The sequence below is a fragment of the Arthrobacter sp. 92 genome, from assembly GCF_050260325.1.
GTDB lineage: Bacteria > Actinomycetota > Actinomycetes > Actinomycetales > Micrococcaceae > Arthrobacter.
Genome location: NZ_CP189863.1, coordinates 1,149,141 through 1,172,915, shown reverse-complemented (window position 1 = coordinate 1,172,915; position 23,775 = coordinate 1,149,141). Strand labels below are relative to the sequence as shown.

18 protein-coding genes, 2 rRNA genes and 2 pseudogenes are annotated in these 23,775 nt (G+C 64.2%); 8 read left to right on the top strand and 14 right to left on the bottom strand.

The window, feature by feature from the left end:
• Positions 1-77 precede the first annotated feature (77 nt).
• Together ACP4XC_RS05400 and ACP4XC_RS05395 are read right to left on the bottom strand one after the other, a co-directional pair.
• A 23S ribosomal RNA gene (locus ACP4XC_RS05400) occupies positions 78-3,204 on the bottom strand.
• A gap of 491 nt (positions 3,205-3,695) precedes the next feature.
• Positions 3,696-5,219 (bottom strand): 16S ribosomal RNA (locus ACP4XC_RS05395).
• Together the 16S and 23S rRNA genes form the textbook arrangement of a ribosomal RNA operon.
• Positions 5,220-5,955: 736 nt before the next feature.
• On the opposite strand from ACP4XC_RS05395, the gene ACP4XC_RS05390 reads away from it, so the two are divergent.
• Positions 5,956-6,849, top strand: coding sequence for an SDR family oxidoreductase (locus ACP4XC_RS05390; protein WP_427173833.1), 894 nt, complete (start codon positions 5,956-5,958; stop codon positions 6,847-6,849).
• Positions 6,850-6,945: 96 nt separating this feature from the next.
• Here the strand turns inward: ACP4XC_RS05390 and ACP4XC_RS05385 are convergent, their stop codons facing one another.
• Entirely contained in the window at positions 6,946-7,212 is a 267-nt protein-coding gene (locus ACP4XC_RS05385; protein ID WP_427173832.1) for a hypothetical protein, read from the bottom strand.
• A 156-nt stretch (positions 7,213-7,368) separates the two neighbouring features.
• Between ACP4XC_RS05385 and ACP4XC_RS05380 the strand changes: the two genes are divergently transcribed.
• The 3 genes and pseudogenes from ACP4XC_RS05380 to ACP4XC_RS05370 all read left to right on the top strand — a co-directional run.
• Positions 7,369-7,695, top strand: coding sequence for a Gfo/Idh/MocA family oxidoreductase (locus ACP4XC_RS05380; RefSeq protein ID WP_427173831.1), 327 nt, complete (start codon positions 7,369-7,371; stop codon positions 7,693-7,695).
• Positions 7,673-7,924: pseudogene (locus ACP4XC_RS05375) on the top strand (Gfo/Idh/MocA family protein); the annotation flags it as partial. The gene ACP4XC_RS05380 and the pseudogene ACP4XC_RS05375, both read left to right, overlap by 23 nt.
• A gap of 206 nt (positions 7,925-8,130) precedes the next feature.
• Positions 8,131-8,283 (top strand): annotated as a pseudogene (locus ACP4XC_RS05370) (Gfo/Idh/MocA family oxidoreductase); the annotation flags it as partial.
• 13 nt (positions 8,284-8,296) lie between these two features.
• Here ACP4XC_RS05370 and ACP4XC_RS05365 read toward each other — a convergent pair.
• Positions 8,297-9,940, bottom strand: a complete 1,644-nt coding sequence (locus ACP4XC_RS05365) for an alkaline phosphatase D family protein (protein ID WP_427173830.1) — start codon at positions 9,938-9,940, stop codon at positions 8,297-8,299.
• 245 nt (positions 9,941-10,185) lie between these two features.
• Here ACP4XC_RS05365 and ACP4XC_RS05360 point away from each other — a divergent pair, with 245 nt between their 5' ends.
• On the top strand, positions 10,186-10,764 hold the full coding sequence (locus tag ACP4XC_RS05360; RefSeq protein ID WP_427173829.1) for an HNH endonuclease: 579 nt from the start codon (positions 10,186-10,188) through the stop codon (positions 10,762-10,764).
• Here ACP4XC_RS05360 and ACP4XC_RS05355 read toward each other — a convergent pair.
• Together ACP4XC_RS05355 and ACP4XC_RS05350 are read right to left on the bottom strand one after the other, a co-directional pair.
• Positions 10,761-11,558, bottom strand: coding sequence for a hypothetical protein (locus ACP4XC_RS05355; RefSeq protein WP_427173828.1), 798 nt, complete (start codon positions 11,556-11,558; stop codon positions 10,761-10,763). The two genes, ACP4XC_RS05360 and ACP4XC_RS05355, sit on opposite strands and share 4 nt — an antisense overlap.
• A gap of 163 nt (positions 11,559-11,721) precedes the next feature.
• Positions 11,722-11,874 (bottom strand): hypothetical protein, encoded by a 153-nt coding sequence (locus ACP4XC_RS05350; RefSeq protein ID WP_427173827.1) that lies wholly within the window; start codon positions 11,872-11,874, stop codon positions 11,722-11,724.
• Between the two features lie 119 nt (positions 11,875-11,993).
• On the opposite strand from ACP4XC_RS05350, the gene ACP4XC_RS05345 reads away from it, so the two are divergent.
• On the top strand, positions 11,994-13,799 hold the full coding sequence (locus tag ACP4XC_RS05345; protein WP_427173826.1) for an SARP family transcriptional regulator: 1,806 nt from the start codon (positions 11,994-11,996) through the stop codon (positions 13,797-13,799).
• A gap of 247 nt (positions 13,800-14,046) precedes the next feature.
• Positions 14,047-14,397 (top strand): DUF6176 family protein, encoded by a 351-nt coding sequence (locus ACP4XC_RS05340; RefSeq protein ID WP_427173825.1) that lies wholly within the window; start codon positions 14,047-14,049, stop codon positions 14,395-14,397.
• Between the two features lie 113 nt (positions 14,398-14,510).
• Here the strand turns inward: ACP4XC_RS05340 and ACP4XC_RS05335 are convergent, their stop codons facing one another.
• On the bottom strand, positions 14,511-14,714 hold the full coding sequence (locus ACP4XC_RS05335; RefSeq protein ID WP_024365339.1) for a cold-shock protein: 204 nt from the start codon (positions 14,712-14,714) through the stop codon (positions 14,511-14,513).
• A gap of 368 nt (positions 14,715-15,082) precedes the next feature.
• Here ACP4XC_RS05335 and ACP4XC_RS05330 point away from each other — a divergent pair, with 368 nt between their 5' ends.
• Positions 15,083-15,481 (top strand): hypothetical protein, encoded by a 399-nt coding sequence (locus tag ACP4XC_RS05330; RefSeq protein ID WP_427173824.1) that lies wholly within the window; start codon positions 15,083-15,085, stop codon positions 15,479-15,481.
• A 10-nt stretch (positions 15,482-15,491) separates the two neighbouring features.
• Here the strand turns inward: ACP4XC_RS05330 and ACP4XC_RS05325 are convergent, their stop codons facing one another.
• The 7 genes from ACP4XC_RS05325 to ACP4XC_RS05295 form a co-directional block, all read right to left on the bottom strand.
• On the bottom strand, positions 15,492-16,721 hold the full coding sequence (locus ACP4XC_RS05325; protein ID WP_427173823.1) for a S8 family serine peptidase: 1,230 nt from the start codon (positions 16,719-16,721) through the stop codon (positions 15,492-15,494).
• Positions 16,722-16,852: 131 nt separating this feature from the next.
• On the bottom strand, positions 16,853-18,073 hold the full coding sequence (locus tag ACP4XC_RS05320) for an ROK family protein (RefSeq protein WP_427173822.1): 1,221 nt from the start codon (positions 18,071-18,073) through the stop codon (positions 16,853-16,855).
• A 26-nt stretch (positions 18,074-18,099) separates the two neighbouring features.
• A complete protein-coding gene (ggh, locus tag ACP4XC_RS05315; protein ID WP_427173821.1) occupies positions 18,100-19,455 on the bottom strand; it encodes a glucosylglycerate hydrolase in 1,356 nt (451 codons plus the stop codon).
• Positions 19,452-20,534, bottom strand: coding sequence for an ABC transporter ATP-binding protein (locus tag ACP4XC_RS05310; protein ID WP_427173820.1), 1,083 nt, complete (start codon positions 20,532-20,534; stop codon positions 19,452-19,454). The genes ggh and ACP4XC_RS05310 overlap by 4 nt, the downstream gene beginning before the upstream one ends.
• 48 nt (positions 20,535-20,582) lie before the next feature.
• Positions 20,583-21,425, bottom strand: a complete 843-nt coding sequence (locus ACP4XC_RS05305; RefSeq protein WP_427173819.1) for a carbohydrate ABC transporter permease — start codon at positions 21,423-21,425, stop codon at positions 20,583-20,585.
• Positions 21,422-22,315: a carbohydrate ABC transporter permease gene (locus ACP4XC_RS05300; protein ID WP_427173818.1), complete on the bottom strand. Its 894-nt coding sequence runs from the start codon at positions 22,313-22,315 to the stop codon at positions 21,422-21,424. The genes ACP4XC_RS05305 and ACP4XC_RS05300 overlap by 4 nt, the downstream gene beginning before the upstream one ends.
• On the bottom strand, positions 22,315-23,664 hold the full coding sequence (locus ACP4XC_RS05295; protein ID WP_427173817.1) for an ABC transporter substrate-binding protein: 1,350 nt from the start codon (positions 23,662-23,664) through the stop codon (positions 22,315-22,317). The genes ACP4XC_RS05300 and ACP4XC_RS05295 overlap by 1 nt, the downstream gene beginning before the upstream one ends.
• Positions 23,665-23,775: the final 111 nt, after the last annotated feature.

Here is a 23,775-nt window from a genome sequence, read left to right as displayed (position 1 = left end):
GTGGACGCAAGCAGTCTTGTTTCTTTGTACCACCCCATGGGTGCAAACGCTTTTGAAGTTCGTTTGCGGGGTGGTGTGTGGTGTAAGTTATCGGCCTATTAGTACCGGTCAGCTTCACGAGTCGTTAGTCCTCGCTTCCACATCCGGCCTATCAACCCAGTGGTCTGGCTGGGGGCCTCTCACACACAAGGTGTATGGAAATCTCATCTCGAAGCGAGCTTCCCGCTTAGATGCTTTCAGCGGTTATCCCATCCGAACGTAGCTAATCAGCGGTGCACTTGGCAGTACAACTGACACACCAGAGGTTCGTCCGTCCCGGTCCTCTCGTACTAAGGACAGCCCTTCTCAAATTTCCTGCGCGCGCAGCGGATAGGGACCGAACTGTCTCACGACGTTCTAAACCCAGCTCGCGTACCGCTTTAATGGGCGAACAGCCCAACCCTTGGGACCTACTCCAGCCCCAGGATGCGACGAGCCGACATCGAGGTGCCAAACCATGCCGTCGATATGGACTCTTGGGCAAGATCAGCCTGTTATCCCCGAGGTACCTTTTATCCGTTGAGCGACGGCCATTCCACAATGTACCGCCGGATCACTAGTCCCGACTTTCGTCCCTGCTCGAGATGTCTCTCTCACAGTCAAGCTCCCTTGTGCACTTACACTCGACACCTGATTGCCAACCAGGCTGAGGGAACCTTTGGGCGCCTCCGTTACTTTTTAGGAGGCAACCGCCCCAGTTAAACTACCCATCAGGCACTGTCCCTGACCCGGATTACGGGCCGAAGTTAGATGTCCAAAGTGACCAGAGTGGTATTTCAACGATGACTCCACCCGAACTGGCGTCCGGGCTTCAACGTCTCCCACCTATCCTACACAAGCCACTCCGAACACCAATACCAAACTATAGTAAAGGTCTCGGGGTCTTTCCGTCCTGCTGCGCGTAACGAGCATCTTTACTCGTACTGCAATTTCGCCGAGTTTATGGTTGAGACAGCGGGGAAGTCGTTACTCCATTCGTGCAGGTCGGAACTTACCCGACAAGGAATTTCGCTACCTTAGGATGGTTATAGTTACCACCGCCGTTTACTGGGGCTTAAATTCTCAGCTTCGCCTTGCGGCTAACCGGTCCTCTTAACCTTCCAGCACCGGGCAGGAGTCAGTCCGTATACATCGTCTTGCGACTTCGCACGGACCTGTGTTTTTAGTAAACAGTCGCTTCCCCCTGGTCTCTGCGGCCCCGCCACGCTCCGGACAGTGAATGTCCATCACGATAGGGGCCCCCCTTCTCCCGAAGTTACGGGGGCATTTTGCCGAGTTCCTTAACCATAATTCTCTCGATCGCCTTAGTATTCTCTACCTGATCACCTGTGTCGGTTTGGGGTACGGGCGGCTAAAACCTCGCGTCGATGCTTTTCTAGGCAGCATAGGATCACCGAATCCCCCCGTGAGGGAGTCCCATCAGATCTCAGGCATCATGAACGGCGGATTTGCCTACCGTTCGCCCTACATCCTTGGACCGGGGCAACCATCGCCCGGCCCGGCTACCTTCCTGCGTCACACCTGTTAATACGCTTACCTCCCAGGATCAGGTCCCGCGCTCGGCCAAAACCCACACACCCCAAAGGGTGATAGGGCAGGCTCCGGGCGGTTAGTATCCCCTGTTCAGCATGGGCGGTTTTTCGCCGGTACGGGAATATCAACCCGTTGTCCATCGACTACGCCTGTCGGCCTCGCCTTAGGTCCCGACTTACCCAGGGCAGATTAGCTTGACCCTGGAACCCTTGATCATTCGGCGGACGGGTTTCTCACCCGTCTTTCGCTACTCATGCCTGCATTCTCACTCGTGTAGGCTCCACCGCTGGTTTACACCGCGACTTCACTGCCCACACGACGCTCCCCTACCCATCCAGACGCCTGAACCACAAGGGCTTAGCAAAAATCTGAATGCCACAACTTCGGCGGTGTACTTGAGCCCCGCTACATTGTCGGCGCGGAATCACTTGACCAGTGAGCTATTACGCACTCTTTTAAGGATGGCTGCTTCTAAGCCAACCTCCTGGTTGTCTTCGCAACTCCACATCCTTTCCCACTTAGCACACGCTTAGGGGCCTTAGTTGGTGGTCTGGGCTGTTTCCCTCTCGACTATGAAGCTTATCCCCCACAGTCTCACTGCTGCGCTCTCACTTACCGGCATTCGGAGTTTGGCTGACGTCAGTAACCTTGTAGGGCCCATTAGCCATCCAGTAGCTCTACCTCCGGTAAGAAACACGCAACGCTGCACCTAAATGCATTTCGGGGAGAACCAGCTATCACGAAGTTTGATTGGCCTTTCACCCCTACCCACAGCTCATCCCCTCCATTTTCAACTGAAGTGGGTTCGGTCCTCCACGACGTCTTACCGTCGCTTCAACCTGGCCATGGGTAGATCACTTCGCTTCGGGTCTAGATCACGCCACTGCAACGCCCTGTTCAGACTCGCTTTCGCTACGGCTTCCCCACACGGGTTAACCTCGCGACGTAACACTAACTCGCAGGCTCATTCTTCAAAAGGCACGCCGTCACCAGAATCAGACTGGCTCCGACGGATTGTAAGCACACGGTTTCAGGTACTGTTTCACTCCCCTCCCGGGGTACTTTTCACCTTTCCCTCACGGTACTGGTCCGCTATCGGTCATTAGGGAGTATTTAGGCTTATCAGGTGGTCCTGACAGATTCACACGGGATTTCTCGGGCCCCGTGCTACTTGGGATACTCTCCAGGCGGTGCCAAACATTTCGGTTACGGGGCTCACACCCTCTCTGGCCGGCCTTTCAAGACCGTTCACCTATGCCCGCACATCACACCTCACCAGCCCGGCAGAGCTGGTATGGAAAGTCCCACAACCCCGACCATGCAACGCCCGCCGGCTATCACACATGGAACGGTTTAGCCTGATCCGCGTTCGCTCGCCACTACTGACGGAATCACTATTGTTTTCTCTTCCTGCGGGTACTGAGATGTTTCACTTCCCCGCGTTCCCTCCACGCACCCTATGTGTTCAGATGCGGGTCACCAGGCAGCTCGCGCCCCTGGCGGGGTTTCCCCATTCGGAGACCCTGGGATCACAGTCCGGTTATCGACTCCCCCAGGCTTATCGCAGATTCCTACGTCCTTCTTCGGCTCCTAATGCCAAGGCATCCACCGTGTGCTCTTAAAAACTTGACCACAAAAGATCAATAAAACGCTATTCTTTCGAGAGAACCACAGAAACCATCACCCCACCCCGAAGGATGACGCAACAGATCCAGGTTCATATATCTTGGAAATTGCTTCTTATAAAAGATGCTCGCGTCCACTATGTAGTTCTCAAACAACAACCCCGTACCACACACCCCACACACACAAACGCGCATGATCGGTGCAGCCAGGAAACCAGAAACACACAAGTCCCGGAGCCAAAACCCCGGCCCTGTTGCCTCAGGACCCAACAGTGTGCCAAACACTAAACCACCCGCAACCCCCCGCACCGTTCCAGGACCACCGCCCCAAAGGGCGTGTATCCGTACTGGGTGCCGGGAAAAAACCGGCGGCCGCTATTCGTTGATATTCCACCCGTGAGCACCCGCCGCAGAACTAGCGTCTGCGCAACGGGCCTACTCCTGACAACCCCTCCACACCCGCATACACGGGGCAAGGTGACTGTAGGCGCTCCTTAGAAAGGAGGTGATCCAGCCGCACCTTCCGGTACGGCTACCTTGTTACGACTTAGTCCCAATCGCCAGTCCCACCTTCGACAGCTCCCTCCCACAAGGGGTTAGGCCACCGGCTTCGGGTGTTACCAACTTTCGTGACTTGACGGGCGGTGTGTACAAGGCCCGGGAACGTATTCACCGCAGCGTTGCTGATCTGCGATTACTAGCGACTCCGACTTCATGGGGTCGAGTTGCAGACCCCAATCCGAACTGAGACCGGCTTTTTGGGATTAGCTCCACCTCACAGTATCGCAACCCTTTGTACCGGCCATTGTAGCATGCGTGAAGCCCAAGACATAAGGGGCATGATGATTTGACGTCGTCCCCACCTTCCTCCGAGTTGACCCCGGCAGTCTCCTATGAGTCCCCGCCATCACGCGCTGGCAACATAGAACGAGGGTTGCGCTCGTTGCGGGACTTAACCCAACATCTCACGACACGAGCTGACGACAACCATGCACCACCTGTGAACCGGCCCCAAAGGGGAAGGACTGTTTCCAGCCCGGTCCGGCCCATGTCAAGCCTTGGTAAGGTTCTTCGCGTTGCATCGAATTAATCCGCATGCTCCGCCGCTTGTGCGGGCCCCCGTCAATTCCTTTGAGTTTTAGCCTTGCGGCCGTACTCCCCAGGCGGGGCACTTAATGCGTTAGCTACGGCGCGGAAAACGTGGAATGTCCCCCACACCTAGTGCCCAACGTTTACGGCATGGACTACCAGGGTATCTAATCCTGTTCGCTCCCCATGCTTTCGCTCCTCAGCGTCAGTTAATGCCCAGAGACCTGCCTTCGCCATCGGTGTTCCTCCTGATATCTGCGCATTTCACCGCTACACCAGGAATTCCAGTCTCCCCTACATCACTCTAGTCTGCCCGTACCCACCGCAGATCCGGAGTTGAGCCCCGGACTTTCACGGCAGACGCGACAAACCGCCTACGAGCTCTTTACGCCCAATAATTCCGGATAACGCTTGCGCCCTACGTATTACCGCGGCTGCTGGCACGTAGTTAGCCGGCGCTTCTTCTGCAGGTACCGTCACTTTCGCTTCTTCCCTACTGAAAGAGGTTTACAACCCGAAGGCCGTCATCCCTCACGCGGCGTCGCTGCATCAGGCTTTCGCCCATTGTGCAATATTCCCCACTGCTGCCTCCCGTAGGAGTCTGGGCCGTGTCTCAGTCCCAGTGTGGCCGGTCACCCTCTCAGGCCGGCTACCCGTCGTCGCCTTGGTGAGCCATTACCTCACCAACAAGCTGATAGGCCGCGAGTCCATCCAAAACCACAAAAAGCTTTCCACCCCCCACCATGCGATGAGGAGTCATATCCGGTATTAGACCCAGTTTCCCAGGCTTATCCCAGAGTTAAGGGCAGGTTACTCACGTGTTACTCACCCGTTCGCCACTAATCCCCCCACAAGTGAGGTTCATCGTTCGACTTGCATGTGTTAAGCACGCCGCCAGCGTTCATCCTGAGCCAGGATCAAACTCTCCGTTGAAGTAAAACAAAAACGAACACAACCACCAACCCCCGGGAAAACGGGAGAAAACGGCTGCAAAATTTGAAACCAGCTGTAAAAACCAGACCACACCACGGGGTGGCGGATCCAGTCAATTCAACCAATCCATATAAATAAATTGGTATCAACAAACTTGGCACACTATTGAGTTCTCAAACAACAGACACACCCGGCACCACCACAACCACACGGTCGCGGATCGCTCCGGAGCAACTTCCCAAACTTACCCGACTCATCCAGCCTTTGCAAACCGGCGTTTCCGTCGATTCCCAACTCAACAAGAGGGCCCCCACCCGGTTTCGGCACACACAAAGTGCGCCGTTTTTCAGGCTGTTCAGCAAGGGGGTCGGTCGCTATCTTTCCGCTTCAGCGGCGGCGACTCGAATTACTTTACACACTCCCAGCACCCCGCGCAAATCGAACCGAACACCCCTCCCCGCAGCCCGCCGTCCCCCTGCCGCAGCCCGCACCCCGCCCTCTCCCCCTCTCTCCCCTCCCCTTCCCATGTAGCTCGCAATAGATGTCGTCATGGCGCCCCATAACGACATCTATTGCGAGCTAGTTGGGGTGGGAGGGGGGCGGGAGGCGGGGTTGGGTTGGAGGCGTCGTCCATTGCGGCCCTCCTGCCATGCTCGCTAGGCTGGATGGTAAGCATGCTTAGCATGCCGTGGAAGCACCAAGTGTTGAGTTCAGAGCAAACCTTCGGAGGAGCAGCATGACCGACCAGTACACGTTCAAAAATCCCGTGACCGCGTATGAGCACATCGAGCCGCCCAAGCAGCATCAGCCCGAGCCCGGTCTGGATGCGAAGCTGACGCCCAAGGCCGACCTCGGCGAGGACACGTACCGCGGCACCGGCCGGCTCGAGGGCCGCAAAGCCATCGTCACCGGCGCGGACTCCGGCATTGGGGCTGCCACGGCCATTGCCTTCGCACGTGAGGGGGCCGACGTCGTCCTTTCCTACCTGCCCGAGGAGGAAGAGGACGCAGCGCGGATTGCCAACCTGATCGAGAAGGCCGGCCGCAAAGCGGTCAAGGCGCCGGGCGACCTTAAGGACGCGGCAATGTGCCGGGATCTGGTGGATACTGCGGTTCGTGAACTTGGCGGCCTGGACATCCTGGTGAACAACGCGGGCAAGCAGGTGGCGCAGGAGGACATCGGGCAGATCACCGACGAGCAGTTCGACCACACGCTGAAGACCAACGTCTACGCCATGTTCTGGCTGACCAAGGCGGCGGTACCGCATCTGCCGGCGGGGTCCACCATCATCAACACCACGTCCATCCAGGCGTACAACCCGTCGCCCACGTTGCTGGACTACGCCACCACCAAGGCGAGCATCAACAACTTCACCAAGGGCCTCGCACAGCAGTTGGCGCCCAAGGGAATCCGCGTCAACGCCGTGGCTCCCGGGCCCATCTGGACTCCGCTGCAGGTCAGCAGCGGCCAGCCGAAGGAAGCATTGCCCAAGTTCGGCAAGAGCACTCCCCTGGGCAGGGCCGGACAGCCGGCGGAACTTGCGCCCGCGTATGTGTTCTTAGCATCGGCCGAGTCCAGCTACGTGGTGGGCGAAACGCTGAACGTCAACGGCGGCAGCCCCACCCCTTAAAAGGCAGCACGACGCCGGGTGGCTGGCTAACGCTGCCACCCGGCGTCGCTGGCGTCACTTCCCCGGCGGAACGGGCGCCGGAATCAGTTCAGGGCGTCAGTCGCCCATGCCGGGATGGACGGGCACGAAGTCGATCTTGTTCCCAGGGCTCGTCTTCTTCGTGGGAGACCGCGAGAAGCCTTTAGCGTCCAGGCGGTTCTGGGCGCGGTATTCGGCCAGGGCCTCGTCGTACGCGCGGTTGAGGCGGCGGCCGGACAGTTCCTCCGTTGTGCCATCGGCAAACGTGAGCGAGATCAGGACGCCGTCCGGGAAGTGCCGGTTCATCCGGATGTAGCCGTCGGCATCCTGCTGGAGATTAATCAAGGTGTTCCGCTTTCTTGTGGGGGCTTCCAGTGTCCCGCACATTTGTCCGCCCGGGGGCCGAAACCAGCAGCCAAGACCTCCCAGATCTCCGAACTTTGTTCTACATAAGGACAAGCTAACCGCCCGGGAACGCCCGACAGGGACGAAGGAGATCTTGTGAAACTTGGACTCGTTGGATTCGGCTTCGGCGGCCGGATCTTTCACGCTCCGTTCATCATGGCCGCGGATGGGGTGGAACTCGCGGGCATCGTGACCCGCTCCCCCGTCCGTCGCGCTCAGGCCGCGGAGGAGTACCCGGAGGTGCCGCTCTACGATTCCCTCACGGAGCTGCTTGCCGCCGGCGTGGATGCGGTGGTGATCACCACGCCGCCGCGGACGCCGGGGTCATTCTCAATGTCTTCCACAACCGCCGCTGGGACACGGACATCCGCACGCTCCGGGCGGTGCTGGCCTCCGCGCAGTGGGGCAGGTTGCACGCTTTGAGTCCCGCTTCGATCTCGACCAGCCGGATACCCTCGAAGCCGCGCCGGCAGGCGGGCTCCTTCGGGACCTCGGCAGCCACCTGGTGGACCAGGCACTATGGCTCTTCGGCCCGGCGGCCAGCGTCCACGCCTCACACGACTGGGTGGACCTGGACGCCGGCCGCACCGACTCCGGCCTCTTCGTGACCATCGCCCACCGGAGCGGAGTGAAGTCCCACGTGTCGGCCACCAAGGGAAACCGTCTCGTCGAGCGGGAGCTGCGGCTGCTCGGCACCAACGGCAGCTACGTCTCGCACATGACTACGTGCAGGCTGTTGCGGCCATCGCCGGCCGGCGCCCTTCGGACGATCCCGCCGGATAGGGGTACGAGGAAGAGAGCCGCTGGGGAACGCTTACGACGGCGGCGGGCCAGGTCCGCGTCCCGTCTGAACAGGGCCCCTATCACGCCTATTACGAGCAGTTCGCCTCGGCCGTTGCCGGCAACGGACCCCAGCCGGTCCCCGGTGCCGAGGCTGTCCACACCCTCGAAGTTTTGGACGCCGCCCGGCTCAGCGACGCCGGGCGGCGCTCCGTGGACATCGCGGACTGACCGCTGTTGCGCCTCACCGCGCCGGCTGCAGCGCCTTGCTCCAGACCACGGTGCCGTTGGCGTCGCGGAGGCTGACGGTGAAGACGTCGTCCTGGTCCAGGTCCACGTGGCCGAAGAACTGGCTCTCTCCCGTGCGCGGGGACTGGTTGGCGTAGGCGCCGGCCTTGAAGAACGCCACTTCCGGGCCGAACGTGCCGTCGAGCTTGTTTGGCCCGAAGCTGCCGGCGTTGATGGGGCCGGCCACGAATTCCCAGAAGGGGTCGAAGTCCTGGAAGGCGGCGCGTTCAGGAGAGTAGTGGTGGGCGGCGCAGTAGTGGACGTCCGCCGTCAGCCAGACCACGTTTTTAACCCGGTTGCGCTTGAACGCGGAGAGGACCCCTGCGAGTTCGAGTTCCTTGCCCAAGGGGGCGCCGTCGTCGCGGTTGGACAGGGATTCCTCGTTCACGGGACCGTCCGGCACCACCAGCCCGAGCGGGAGATCGTTGGCGATCACCTTCCACGTGGCCTTGGACTGGCTCACTTCCTTGATGAGCCAGTCCGCCTGTTCCTGGCCGAGGATGTGGGTGAGGTGCGTTTCCTTGCCGTCCGTGTTGGGGTCCTTGAAGCTGCGCATGTCCAGGCAGAAGATATCCAGCTGCGGGCCGCGGGAGATCTTGCGGTAGATGCGGGCGGGCTCGAAGCCGGTGCTGCCGTCGCCGATCCGGGTGCCCAGGTCGGAGATGGGCTGGTATTCCTGCCAGGCCTGGCGGCCGCGGGCGGCGAGGATATCCACGCGGCGCTCGGTGTAGCGTGCGTCTGTGAGGATCTGCCCGGGATACCAGTTGTTGTGTGTTTCGTGGTCGTCCCACTGCGCGATCACCGGGACCTCGGCGTAGAGGGCACGGATGTTCTTATCCATCATGTTGTAGCGGTGCCGCCCGCGGAACTCGTTGAGGGTCTCGGCCACCTTGGACACCTCCTCGGTGACCAGGTTGCGCCAGATCTGCCCGTCCGGCTCGGTAACCTGGGCGGTGATAGGGCCGTCGGCATAGATGGTGTCGCCGGAATGGATAAAGAAATCCGGACGGGTGGCGTGCATGGCTCCGTAGCCGCGCATCCCGCCGATCTCCTCGTTGATGCCCCAGCCCTGGCCGGCGGTGTCGCCGGTCCAGACGAAGCTCTGTTTCCGGGGCTCGCGGCCGCTGCTGAGCAGACCGGTACCAGGCGCGGTGCTGAAGGAGCCCTGGGCGGTTTCGCCGGCGTTGCCGTCCGCGTCCTCGAAGTGCATGGTGAGCGCGAACCGGGTCCCAGCCGGAAGGTGCTCGGCGTTGATCCTGGAGGTGAAGTCCGTTGACTCGGTGGCGACACTTCCCCGCAGCACCCGCTGGAAGGCGCGGCCGCTCCGGAGCGGGGACCCGTCGTCGTCGACCGCCAGCAGGCTGGCCACCAACCGGCCCGGGCCCGACGCGCGGGACCACAGGACGCCGGAATCGGCGGTGACATCGCCGGTGGCGATGCCGGACGGGAGGGTCAGGCGGTTGCGGACCAGCGCGACGCCGGCCGGGCTGGTTGAGCGCGCAGCAGCGTGGGCGGTTGCGGGCACGACGGCGGCGGCACCGGCGGCGGCCAGGGCACCTTTGAGGACGTTTCGGCGAGTGAAAGCAGTCATGTCATTCATCGTTGACTGCGCGGGTGAACCGATGGTGGCGGGGGCGTGAACGCCGCGGTGGCAGGCCCTGTCGAATCGGCCGCGCCCGCAGTATCGTCTTTCCATAAGCCCAGGAGGCAATTCCGTCAGGCGCCGTGCCCGCCATGGAGGCGCGGAGCTGACGGGTCGGCGGCCTCCTGTCCGGTACGATCTGCAGACTGAGTACCTTGCGTGGACCGCTTCACTGGAGTCCGGCGTCGACATTGGGGGAAACAATGCTGGAACTGAAGCGCATCTATTGGACGCGCCAGGCGGTCAGGGTCGCGGGCTTCTGCGCCATGATCTGGCTGCTGGCCGCGGCCTTCTTTGCGCTCATGCCCAACGTTTCGAAACCGGCCGCCGGACGGCACGCCACGTCAGTCATCGCTGTGTTGGAGCAGGTCTTTGGCGGTGTGCTCGCAGCCATCGCCGCCCCGGGCGCAGTACTGGTCGTCCTGATGATTATCGCGGGCATCATGCGCGGCAGGGAGCTGCGACGCCGGGACCCCGTCCGCCGCTTCACCCGCCAGCAGCGCCTGGAAGGCATGGCGCGTGCCCAAGGGCAATGCGAAATGGAAGTTCCGTTCCGGCGTCGGTGTTCGCGCCCCGCGGAGCATGGCGACCATTTCTACCCCTGGTCCCGGGGAGGCTCCACCTCACTCCAGAATTTCGTCGCCGCCTGCGCCACGTGCAACCGGGCAAAGGGTGCCAGCCTCCCGACGCCAGGCCAGCAACGGAGACTGGAGGGACGTCGCCGCGGGTACGTCGGGCTCGAAGAGGCAGTCCTCGTGGGTGAACGGCGCACACTGGGCTAGCCAGGCTCGGGGACCGAGTCGAAGCACACCTGTGCCACCAACCCGGCCGCCGGGAACCAGTCCCTGGCCCAGGCCTGAACGGCGGAAGTTCCGAGTTGCCCCGCAACAAGCTCAGGAGGTCCCTCGAAGACGGAGCCCACAAACTCGCCGGCACCGCCGCCGGCGAGGACCCGAAAAAGGGCCGGCTGGTCCATGAAGGGCAGCGCGCCGCCGTCGCCGTCGGTCAGTACGCCCCAGCGCGATTCGTACAGCGACAAAGCCACGGGACGCTCACCGTTGGCCAATACGAGAGGGCAGGCGCCGCCGTCGAGCTGGATCCGCCGGTAGTTGGGCTCCGTTTCGTCCAGTGCCATCAGTTGGCGCTCGTCCAGCCACGACACCCACACTGTGGTGCACTCCCCCTTCTCGGGGTAAGGAGTGGCCGCAATGTAGCCGCCCTGGCTGACGTGCGCCGAGTGGCCGACGGCAACATGGTGCAGCTCGCCGCGGATCAGCGGCAGGACTCCGCTGACCGGCTGGGGGTACTGCGCGAACTTCCTCCTCAGAACGTTGGGACTGGAATTCGAACCGATGGAGACGACGGCGGATCGGGAGTCCAGCGGCGCCACGTTGGCTTCCGCGAGGGCCTCATCCAGGCAGCGAAAGGAGGACATGTCCACGCTTGCGAGCAGGGGCGACTCGCCCAGCTCCCGGCCGGCCGTCAACTGCAGTGGCAGGAAGTCACTGCCCACCATGACCCCGGACGTTTGGGGCGGATCCCAGGGGTAGAGCAGCGGATCGGGCGGGGTGGACACGGTTTCCGCGCCTTCACCCCCGGCACCGCCCGGACGGCACATGGACATATTCCGACCCTACTCCCGGCAGCTGCCCGCCGGGAACAGCCGGCGGAACCCCGACAGCGGATCCCGGACTGGCGCCGGACCAGGCCTGCCTTCGGCCCCGCCCGGGAACCCCGGTTTAGAGCGACGAATACGGCGAGCTGGGAAGGTCGCCCGCGTTCCACGGAGCGTGGGAATGCACGTGCGGCGTGTGGCCCCGGCCGTCGCTCAGGACCGAGCGGACGGTGGCGGCGAGAACCCAGAGTCCCGGCAGGATGATGAGCAGTTCCATGGTGTTGCACCTCGGGTGAGTGTGTGCGGATTGGGTGATTTCAGTGTCTCCGGCAGGCGTGTGAGCCAGCGTGTGAAGGGGCACAGACGCCGCCAACCCCCGGGCGTAACATGACTCGTATGGCCGAGACGTGGATCCGGCTCCTCGGTCCGCCCCGGATCGAATCCCCTGGTGCCGCTCCCCAGCAGCCCAGGGGCCGCAAAGCGTGGGCCGTGCTGGCCTACCTCGCGCTGCAGGCGGACGGCACGGGCCGCTCCCGCACGGCGTCGCTGCTGTTTCCGGATGCGGTGGACCCCCTCGGCGCCCTGCGCTGGAACCTCTCGGAACTGCGGCGGACGCTCGACGGCGTGACGATCGCCGGCGATCCGCTGCAGCTGAGCTTCCACCCGTCGTGGCACTGCGACGCCGTGGAACTGGCGGGCCCGGACGGAGGCAGGCCCGGCTTTGACCCCCTTGGCCTCAACGGCCAGCTGCTGGAAGGGCTGGTCTTCGCCGATTGCCCGGTATTTGATTCCTGGCTGGCGGACCAGCGCTACCGGCTGGAGAACCTCGTTCAGTCCCTGCTCTATGAGGCCGCACTGGCTGCCCTGGCCTCGGGCGCTCCCGGCCAGGCGGCGGAGCTGGCGGCCTTGGCGCTGAAGCGGGACCCCTTCCATGCGGACTGCAACGCCGTCCTGGTCAAGGCGCTGGTGGCTCTCGGTGAGCACCGCCGGGCCCGGGAGCACGTCACCAAATGCGGAGACCTCTACCGGCAGGAGCTCGGCCTGCCGCTGCCCGCGGAGGTCCGCCAGGCCCTGTCCGCCGCCGCTCCGGAGTCGGGTCCCGAAGTGCCGGCCACCGTGGCGACGGTGCGGTCCTATCTCGACGCCGGGGCCGCCTCACTGTCGGCAGGCGCCGTGGACCGGGGGCTCGATCAGCTGCGGCTCGCCGTCGTACTGGCACAGCGCACCGGTGACGATCATCTGCTCGCCGAGTCCCTCGTGACGCTGTCTGGGGCGCTGATCCATCAGGCGGGCGGCCGGGGCGCCGAGGTGGCGGACTTCCTGCACCGTGCGCTGCAGGCGGAGGGGCCCGACGGCGCCTCCCGGACGGCCGCGGCGGCGTACCGGGAGTTGGGCTACCTTTCCGTCCAGCGCGGTGTCCCCGACCGCGCGGCCGGCTGGCTTGACCGGGCGATGCTGGCGGCTCAGGGATTCCCCGACGAACAATCCCGGATTCTGGGCATCCAGGGAATGCTGGCCTCTGACACCGCGCGGTACGGGGATGCGGTGACTGCGCTGACCGAGTCCGGGCGGCTCGCCAAGGCAGTCCGGAACCGCCGGCAACAGGCGTTCTGCGAGGCCCTGCTCGGCCGGGTGCATCTGCTCCGCGGGGAGCTGGAGCAGGCGGCCGCCTGCCTGGACCGTGCGCTGGGCTGGATCGCCGCGGAACACTGGACGGCGTTCGAGCCGTTTGTGGCCGGGCTCCGGGGCGAGACCTATCTGGCCGCCGGAAAGCTGGAGGAAGCAGCGGAACTGATTGACCGATCCTGGGTGATGGCCGAACTCGCCGGCGACCACTGCTACATGGCCCTGGCTGCGGGCGCGGAGGCCCGGCTGTTCCTGGCGCACGGGGATCTGGCTGCCGCGGAGCACTGGATCAAGCGAGGGCTGGAACCCAGGCCGTGGTACCTCTGGTATTCGGCCCGGCTGCTGGACACGGCCGCGGAGGTGGCCATCGCCATGGAGTCGCCGCGGGCGTCCGAATTCGTGGAACGGCTGGGTGAGCTGGCCAGCCGCAGCGGAATGCGGGAGTTCGTGGTGCGTGCACAGTCCCATCGGGCGGTCCTGGGCGACGAGGCCGCGGCGCAGGCTGTGCCGTGGCTGGCGAAGGAGATCGACAACCCCGCGCTGGCGGCATTCCTGGCCCGGCGCCACAGCGGATGAGGGCTGGCTTGGGCCGGTGCCGGGACCACACCACACTGCGCAATCCGCCCCTCGACGCGCGAATGACCTGTCGCGGGCGAAATTCCGGGCGCGGCAGGTCATTTGCGCGTCGCCAGGTGCCAGCCAGCGCGTCGCCGGGTCCGGGCCGTTTCCGGAAGCCCTGTCCCGCCGCCGTCCGCGGGACTAGCATGCTCCTGTACCGATGGGATTACCACCGTGCCCACTGCTGCGTGGAAGGAAATCTGTCATGGAATGCATCACCTGGTTTGCGCCGATCCTGCCCGGAAAACTGGACGAGTGGAAGGCGCTCGACGCGGAGATGAACGGCCCGCGCCGGGAGGAACATGCACGCTCGAGGAAGCGCATGGGCGTCACCCGCGAGGTCGCCAGCCTCGTGCAGACCCCGGAGGGGGATTTCGTCTCCCTGTTCCATGAGGCCGAGGATCTGGCAAAGGCCTTCCAAACGCTCGCGACGTCGGAGGACCCCTACGACGTCTGGTTCCGGGAGCATCTGGTAAACGTGCACGGGCTGACGGCCGAGATGTTGCAGGGGCCTATTCCGGCCACGCTGTTTTTCGACTACCGCGACGCCGGCTGAGAGCGGCTTGAATCAGCACATCCGGGTTAAACAAAAGCAGGGCCCGCCAAAGACGGACCCTGCTCGAAACCTGTAAGGTTCCGGACTCAGAAGAGTTAGCTGAAAGCTAAGTCTTAGAGAGCCTGGATGTTTACGGCCTGGGGACCCTTGGGGCCCTGCTCGGTTTCGAAGGAGACCTTCTGGTTCTCTTCGAGTGAGCGGAAACCGGAGGAAGCGATCGCAGAGTAGTGTGCGAAAACGTCCTGTGAGGAGTCATCGGGGGAAATGAAGCCGAAGCCCTTTTCAGCGTTAAACCATTTGACGGTACCAGTAGCCATTATTTTTGTCCTTCGTGAAGGTGGAGGAAAAGTCCCGACTTTCGGGTCCTCCGGTGTGGGGTGTTCAAAACCGCTACTTCAGAAGAACGCGGACTTTCGACCGCGCGTACTGCCTGAACTACCAAATACAAACACAACAACGATCTCTACTGTACACGGGTTTTGGGACCGGGTTGACCACGGGCCTGGCCACCCACGTAAAAGGCTTCCCTCCGTCACCACGGAACCAGGCCGCGTGCCTGTGACCATGCACGGGCACCTGCATGCCCGCATGTCCTGTGGCGGGGGCTTTCGGCACTTCTCGGGCCGCGGGATCGGGTGGAGGGTGTCGGTATGGCGACTGGCTTCACTGCAGGCAGGTGAGCGGAATGGTAAACCGCACGAGGTTGTTGGTTTTGGGAGTATCCCTGGTGGCCGGGATTGCGGCCTACCCCAACCGGCACCTTGTGGCGGGAGAGGCGTTCGTGCTGCGTCCCCTCCCGGGGAACCGCAGCCGCCTCATCATCCGATACCGGGGGATGGGATACATCAGTGCCGCGGCCCAGGGCGCCGCAGCAAATGCTCCGGCGCTGACCAAGGCCATCGCGTTCGCCCTTCACCATGTGCCCGGGGCAATGCTGCTGGCCCGCGGCATCGACCTTCTCATCGCCGACCCATTGCACCACTACATGGAAGTCGGCGTCCTTCGCGGCGTTAAGCAACGCGCGGAAGGGCTTCACGACGGCGTCCGTGACGCCGTCGTGAAGCCCTTGACGGCCGCAACCTAAGGTCCGCCACCTACCGGACGGCTTTGTCAGCGTTCACCCGGCCGTACGCCCAGTAGGTGCCGGTGCCGGCAATTTTGTCCGCGGTCGATTCAACATTCGCGCGGACTGTTGTTTGCGTGGCGCCAGGATGCGAGCTCCAGGCCAGCGCGGCGGCGGCCGCGACGATGGGTGAGGCCATTGAGGTCCCGTTGCCGACGTCATAGCCCTGAGAGCGGCCGTTCTCGGTCGCGAGGTAGAACGGGTGGTTCGGGAAGGTCGAGTAGACGTTGACCCCGGGCGCGGCGACATCCACCCACCTGGCTCCGTAGGTCGAAAAGGATGCTTTGGCATCGGTGTTGTCGGTTGCGGCGACCGCAATAACGTTGGGATATGCGGCCGGGTAGATCTGGGACTGGCTGCCTGTGTTGCCCGCTGCGGCAACTATCACTGCGCCTTGGTTCCATGCGTTGTTGACGGCGGTCTCCAGGGTGCGTGACGAGGTGCGCTGTCCGAGGCTCATGTTGATCACCTTGGCACCATTGTTGACGGCCCAGTTGATGCCGTTGGCTATGGCTGAGGTAGACCCGGACCCGGTGTCGTTGAGAACTTTGCCGGCCAGGATGGTGCACCCCGGGCACACACCGGCGACACCTATCGTGTTGTTGGCGGTGGCCGCAACAATACCGGCGACGTGCGTGCCGTGGCCGTAGTTGTCCTCATTGGTTGCCGCATCACTGAAGTTCGCGCGTGCAACAACCTTTGGAGCGATGTCGGGGTTGTCGGTTGCCACCCCTGAATCGAGAACGGCAACTTTGGTGCCGCCACCGGTTGTGACGGTCCACGCTTCGACGGCGTCCACATCAGCGTCTGCTGTGCCCCCGGCCACGGCTAAGGTGCCGGCGGTGTTGGTGAATGATTGGCCGGTGTTTTGCAGAGCGTACTGGCGGGGGAAGAACTCGTCATCGGTATTGGCAGTAACGAGCTCGTCCGGCTCGGCGTACTCAACTGCCGGGTTCCGGCCCAAGGCTTCGATGAGTTGAAGTTCTTTGCCGGACGGGACTTTGATGAGTTGAGCCTCAGTGCTGCCGATACTGGGGCCTTCGCTGAGGCCATGCTGGCGGAGTACGCCGGCTGCTGCGCCCGGGTCTCGGAATTTGACGATGATTTGCCCCAGGATGGGTGACGACTGGGCCGCCGCCTTGCTGGGGAGCGCGAAAGTAATGGCGCCAGAGGCCATCATTAGCGCCGCGAAACTAGCCATGACGATTTTTTTCATGTGGTTATCTTGCTTCAACCTCCACCGGCTAGATAGGGGCAGTCGGCACGGACCCGCTCTTCGCAGCGCCCGTCGGAGGCGCAGCGCCGCCAGGACGCGTAGCGCCGTCAGGACAGTCAGTTAAGGGCGTAGTCCACGATTGAGGCGTCGATGCTCTCCGGGGCGAAGACCTTCCGGACCACCAGGCGGGTGAGCCCGTCAATGGCGGCGTGATCGCCCTCCGCGCCGGCAAGGACCTCGAGGCCATCGGCGATGCGGTCCACCACGTCCCGGAGAACCCTGGCCCGCACCTGTTCCGCGAACACCGGAATCGTGCCGATCACTCCCCCAAGAACCAGCCTGTTCGGATTCACCGTTGTGACGGTCGCGGCGAGGGCACCGCCCAGGACGTCGGCCGCGGACCGAAGCGCGGCCTCAACCGTCGGGTCCCCTTGCCGGGCGGCAAGGACGACGTCGTCCATGGTCATGGCTCCCTGGCCATCGAGCTGGCCGATGATGGCAGATCCGGAACTGAAGGTGGCCAGGCACCCGCGGCGTCCGCACCGGCAGACCGGGCCCTCGGAGGCGACCAGGATGTGGCCGATGTCTCCGGCCGCGCCGTGGGCGCCGTGGAGGATTGATCCGTCCACCACCACGCCGCAGCCCACGCCGGTGGCGACCTTCACGTAGACGATCGTCTCGTCGTCGGCGGTGCATTCGCCGAGGGCGCCGGCGCGGGCATCGTTTTCCACAATCAGCGGCACCTGCCAGGCCCGTGAAATGGCGGCCACCACAGCGTCCGGCTCCCATTCGGGAATCGTGGTCGGGTGGACCACGTGGCCCGTTCCGGCCTCCACCGGGGCTGGCAGGCTGAGCCCGACGCCCACCAGGCTTTCCTCCGCGGTATCCGCGCCCCCCGCGCCCCCCGCGGCCCCCGCTGCATCCGCGCCCTCCGCGAGAAGCTCCGCCCCGAGCCGGATCAACGGCTCGAGGACGGCGGCGGAGGGTGCGTCGATGCGGGACTGCAGCGTCCGCGAGCGCAGTTCCCGCCCGGCGATGTCCGTGACGGCCACCGTGGCGTGCGTCTGGCCCAGGGCGAAGGCCAGAACAACACGGCCGCGGTCGTCGAAACGGATCTTGCGTGAACGCCGTCCGCCGGTGGCTTCCAGGGATTCGGCCTCGTAGATGAGCTTGCGCCGCATCAGCGTCTCCAGCCGCTCGTACAGGGTGGCGCGGGACATGCCCGTGCTGGCCAGGAGCTGCTGGCGGGACATTCCGCCGGTTGACCGGATCAGGTCCAGGAGGTGGCCGTGGGAGGCGGCCCCGCTGAGCTTAGCCGGTACTCGTTCGGCTGACATTGACCCCCCTGTTTCGGATTGTCATCCTACCGGAGGCCGCCGTCGGCCCCGCCGCCGATCCATTCCAGGGCGGCCGCGGCGGTCCAGGCCTGGTTCAGGCTTCCCAGCGGCTCGCCCGTGAAGGGTTCGTAGTATTCGCCGAACTGCAGGTCCGCGAGCTGACGGAGCGAGGCGGACCTGAGCGTTTCGTACAGCTCGTTCTGTCCGTCCCGGTGGCTGGCCCAGCCGAGCAGGAGGTTCAGGAAGGGCCACACCGGCCCGCGCCAGTAGGTCCGGGGGCGGAACGCCGGGCTGGACGGGGACGTCGACGGCGGCAGGGGGAACCGCAGCCCGGGGTACCCCATCCAGTCCGGGCCCACCAGGATGTTCCGCTGGGCCCGCAGCACCTTGTCATCGCCGCCGGCCACCAGCGGGGCAAAGCCGGAGACCGTGTCGGTGGAAATCCATTCCTGTGCCAGGACGTCGTAGTCCCGGGCCAGCCCAGTGCCGGGGTCGATGGTGGCGGCCACGCCGTCGCGGAAGCGGCGGGCGTAAGCGCGCAGTTCCTCGGCGTCGGCGCTGCGTCCGATTTCCTCGGCCAGCCCGGCCAGGACATCGCTGGACGCGGCCATAATCGCCGAGAAGAACACGTCCCGTACGCGGAAGTCCACAATCTCCTGGATGGCTTTGTCGTCGTAGCCCACGGAGGCCATCTGCTGGACCAGCCACAGGTACTTGGTGTACTCGGCGTCGTCGGGCCGCTCGCTGGCATCGGCCACGTGCAGGGTGTCCCGGCGGGTGAAGGCGGGCACGGCTCCGGGCTGGACCCGGGCGTAGGGGCCGTCCCACCGCGGGGAGTTATCGAAGCCGGACTCCCAGCCGTGGTGGATCTCGATCAGTCCAACGTTGTCCGGGTCCCGGACAGAGGCCAGCCACCGGTGCCAGGCCAGCCAGCCGTCGAACGAACCGGCCAGGAAGGACTCGGCCGCTTCCTGGTCGGCCCCGCCGTTCTCGCGCGCACGGTCCACGATGTGGCGCAGCGCAATGGCGTGGACCGGGGGCTGGCAGATTCCGCTGCTCTTGACCCCGGCCGGGCGGGCGGGCGCGGCTTCCGTGCCCCAGCGGTCGAAGCCGGGAAAGTAGTCGGTGCTGTTCTCGCTGAAGACAATGTGCGGGATCATTCCGGTGGACCACTGGGCGGCCAGCAGGGTGCGGAGCTCCGTGATGGCCCGCGGAACACTCACCCGCGCCAGTCCGATGGCCACGAACGCCGCGTCCCAGCTCCACATGTGCGGGTAAAGGTTGGGCGCCGCGGTGGTCATGGTGCCCAGGTCGTTGAGCCTCAGGACGTCCTCGGCCGCCTTCTGGAGGTCTTCGATGCTGACGTGGGGAGCGGTGTTCATTTGGCCTCCAGTGCCATTGACGTTGCGCCGTCGTAGAAGCGCATGGTGTGCGGTGAAAAGGTGAGCCAGATCGTTTCGTGCGGCTCGGTCCGGAACGTCGGCGGGGCCTGCACCTTGATGCTCTGGCCGTCGACGTCCACGGTGAGCAGCACGGTGGAGCCCATGGGTTCCACCACCAGGACCGTGGCAGGAATGTCGCCCGAGGACCGGGTGGTGTCCACGGAAACGTTCTCCGCCCGGACGCCCAGCACAACGTCGTTGTTGGCGAAGGACCTCAGGATCGAGGGCGCGCGGAGCCGCTGTTCCCCCAAAACGAGGGTGTCGCCGTCGCCCGATACAGCGGCGTTGATGAAGTTCATGGGCGGCGAGCCGATAAAGCCGCCCACAAACCGGTCCGCCGGGGCGTCATACACGTCCAGGGGGTTCCCCAGCTGGGCGATGCTGCCCTTGCGCATCACTGCCACCTGGTCGCCCAGGGACAGTGCCTCGCTTTGGTCGTGCGTGACGTACACGGTGGTGGTCCCGAGGTCCTGGACGATCTTCTTCAGTTCAGAGCGGAAGGTCAGGCGCAGCAGCGCGTCCAGGTTGGAGAGGGGCTCATCCATCAGGAGCACGTCGGCGTCCATCACGATGGCGCGCGCCACTGCCACGCGCTGGCGCTGACCGCCGGAGAGTTGGGCGGGGAGCCGGTCCAGGTACGGGGTGAGCTGGAGCAGGTCCGCGGCCCACGCGACCTTCCGCGCGATCTCCTCGGGCGCCTTTTTCGCCATCAGGAGCCCGAATCCGATGTTGTACCGGACGTTCCGGTGCGGGAACACGGCGTAGGACTGGAAGACCATAGACATGTTGCGTTTGTTCGGCGGCAGGTAGGTGACGTCGCGGCCGCCCACCGAGATGGAGCCGGAGTCCGGGAATTCCAACCCGGCCAGCATCCTCAGCAGGGTGGTCTTGCCGCAGCCGGACGGCCCCAGCAGGACGGTGAAGTCGCCGTCGCTGATGTTCAGGGACACGTCGTCGGTGGCGCGCTCCTTGCCTCCGGGATAGGTCTTTACAAGGTGTGAGATGGCGATGTCGGCCATGGTCGGTTCCTTCTTGCAGATGGTTCGGGGAAGTTTGGGGGGCAGGGCTCAGCGAATGGTTGAGCCCCACATGTTGGTCAGATATCTCCGCATCAGGGCAATGAAGACGATCGACGGGATGACCATGGCGAAGCCGCCCGCGAAGCGGTAGGCCAGCGGGGAGTCCGACAGCGAGGTCAGCACCTGTGCCGGGAGGGTGCGGTGGTCCAGGGTCAGGATGGAGGCGCCCAGGACCTCGTTCCAGGACATCACGAACGTGAAGATGGACGCCGCTGCCAGGCCGGGAAGCGCCATGGGCATGACCACCCGGATGAACGCTCCGAACGGGGTGCAGCCGAAGATCCGGGCCGCCTCCTCCAGATCCACGGGGACGTTGAGGAACACGCTGGCCGAGATGAGGATGGTGGTGGGCAGCGCCAGTGAGGTGTGCAGCAGGATCACGCCGTACGTTGTGTCATAGATGCCGGCGGTGAGGAAGAGCCGGGCCAACGGAACCGAGAGCACCACGATGGGCAGGGCCCGGGTGAACAGCAGGAACAGCTGGTAGGGATCCTTGCCGGGGAAGGCGAACCGGGCGAGGGCGTAGCCGCCCGGGACGCCGATCAGGGCGGAAAGCAGCAGCGTCCCGACGCCGACGATCAGCGAGTTGCCCAGGGCACCGAAGATGCCGGTTGAGGAAAGGAACCCGCCGAGCGTCTCAAAGGAGATGTTGGTGGGCAGCAGGCTGAGCGGGAACTGGTTCAGGGATTCCCTCGTGGAGAGGGCCGCCAGCGAGATCAGGTAGATCGGTGCCAGCATGAACAACGAGATGGCGACGCAGACGATCTGGAGATAGATCCTGTTGCGCTTCTGCCGTTGGAGGGGTGCGGTGTCTACTGTGGCGGTGCTCATCGTGTGCTTCCCTGCCCTTTCTCGCGGAGTGCGCGCAGGTAGAAAATCGAGGTCAGCATGGACGCCACCAGGATGACGAGTGCCAGGGCTGCGGCCACATTGGGGTTCTGCAGGCCGGTGTACCAGCGGTAGGTTTCGCCGACGACGAGGGGGAAATTCTGCCCGGTCAGCGCCTGGGCCACGGCGAAGGTCTGGAAGGCCAGAATCGTTCGGAGGATCAGCGCCACCTGGAGGCTGGGTTTCAGCAGCGGGAGGGTGACGTGGCGCAGCCGCTGCCAGAATCCGGCGCCGAACACCTGCGCCGCCTCGTCGTAGTCCTTGGGGACGCCCTGAAGGCCGGCGACGACGATGACCAGTACCAGCGACGTCGACCTCCAGACTTCGGCGACCAGGACGCAGATGAACATGGTGGTCTGGTTGTCATAGGCCAGCCAGGAGATGCCGTGGATGCCCAGGCCGCTGAGGAACGAGTTGAGGTAGCCGCGGTCGTTGAAGATGGACAGCCATACAAGGCCCGCGGCGAGGTCGCTCAGGGCCAGGGGTATGGCCCAGACAAAGAAGTGGACTTTATGCAGCCGCGGGCTGGAGCGCAGAAGCAGGGCCATGCCGATGGCGAAGCCGAACTGCAGCGGGATCATCACGAGGATCAGCAGGCCGGTGTTGCGCACGGCCGGCCAGAAGTAGGGGTCCTGGACCATGCGGTTGACGAACTCCAGGGTGAATCCCCCGCCGTCCTGGAACGCCTGCAGGACGCCCTGGATGACGGGCCATCCGAGCAGGAGGGCCATAAACACGATGGACGGCGCGATCAGCCAGAGGGCCGGGGACATCCGGCGCCGCCGGGGAACCACCCGGACCGCCTGCGTGACCGGCGGAGAATCGATCGTCATTACGCTACCTCGCATTTCGAGCCGGTTGATACGGGATCAGGAGCCCAGCACGGCACGTTCAGGGCCTTCATGATGGTGTTCAGCTGGGTTGCCTGGCGGTCCAGGACGGGCTGCACGGCCGAGCCGTCCAGGCAGATTTCCTGGAAGCAGTTCTTGAAGATCTGCGAGACCTCGCCTTCCTTGGCTCCGAGGCCCACGGGCGGCAGGGCCAGGAGCGCCCCGGCGGAGCGCTGCTGGCGCTTGACCGCGGCGGCCTCGAGCGCGATGGCGCCGGACAGGTCTGTGGGGAGCTCTGTTTGCACTACGGGGAAAAACGCGTTGCTCCGCAGGGTTTCCACCTGGACCTGCGGTTCGGTGAGGGCCCGGATGGCCTGCTCGGCCCGGACACGTTCCTTCCCGCCCTTCGGGAGCGCCAGGCCGGCGACGATCAGCATGTAGCCGCGGCCCTTGGGTCCGCGCGGCGCGGGGACCATCAGCCAGTCCTCGGGTTTGGTGGCCGGTGCGGCCACGAGCCGGGCCACGTGGTCCCAAGCCACCAGCACCTCGCCGCTGGCCAGCGGTTCCTGCATGGCGTTGTAGTTGGTGGACGCCGGGGCCATGTTGTCCCAGAGGTCCTTCATGTAGTTCCAGGCGGTGACGGCGTCGGCATTGCGGAACGTGGTGATCTGTCCCCCGGTGAAGCTGGGAAGCAGGAAGCCCTGGTAGAAGCGGTGGTGCAGGCCCTTGGGCCCGGCGGGCATTCCGAAGACGGCACGCCCGGCGCCCTTCTTGGCGGCTTTGGCCCACGCGAGGTAGCCCTCGTAGGTGAGGTCATTGACATCCACCCCGCTGGGCAGCCATTCCAGGGCTTTTTTGTTGATGGCGACGATGTACGTGGCCTGCATCCAGGGGACGTATTTGGTGGCGCCGCCGCCGGCTTTGGCGAGGTCCAGGATGTCTTTGGTGAAGCCGCGGTCGGCCAGGTCGGTGACAAGGTGGTCCACGTCCTCGAGGGAACCGGCAAGGGGCGCGAGTTCGCCGTGGAGTCCGCCGAGCAGGGCGGTGCGCACGTTTCCGGCGTCGGCCTGGGACTTGACTGTGGAGGCAAACACCCCGGGGTCCACAGAGTTGTACGCCACCGGGACCTTCACGAATTTCTTCAGGACGGCCTCGTAGCGCTGCTTCTCCTCAACCGGGGTGAACTGGGTGGACAGGAAGCCCACGGTGCCTTCGCCGGCGGTGGCGCCGCTGGTGTCAAAGCCTGCACACGCGGAGAGGAAAGGGAGGGAAAGTGCTGTTCCCAGGCCCGCCATCAGCACGCTGCGCCGTGACGGGCGGCTGCGGAGGGGAGGTGAAAAGTTGTCGATCATTGACTACTCCAATCAGGCGCGCGCCTCTGCGACACCTTTCGTCTAATAGTGAGACAAAAGATGGAGTGTGTCAAGGAACACACCTGCCTTCCGGGCAGCGTCCATCACGGT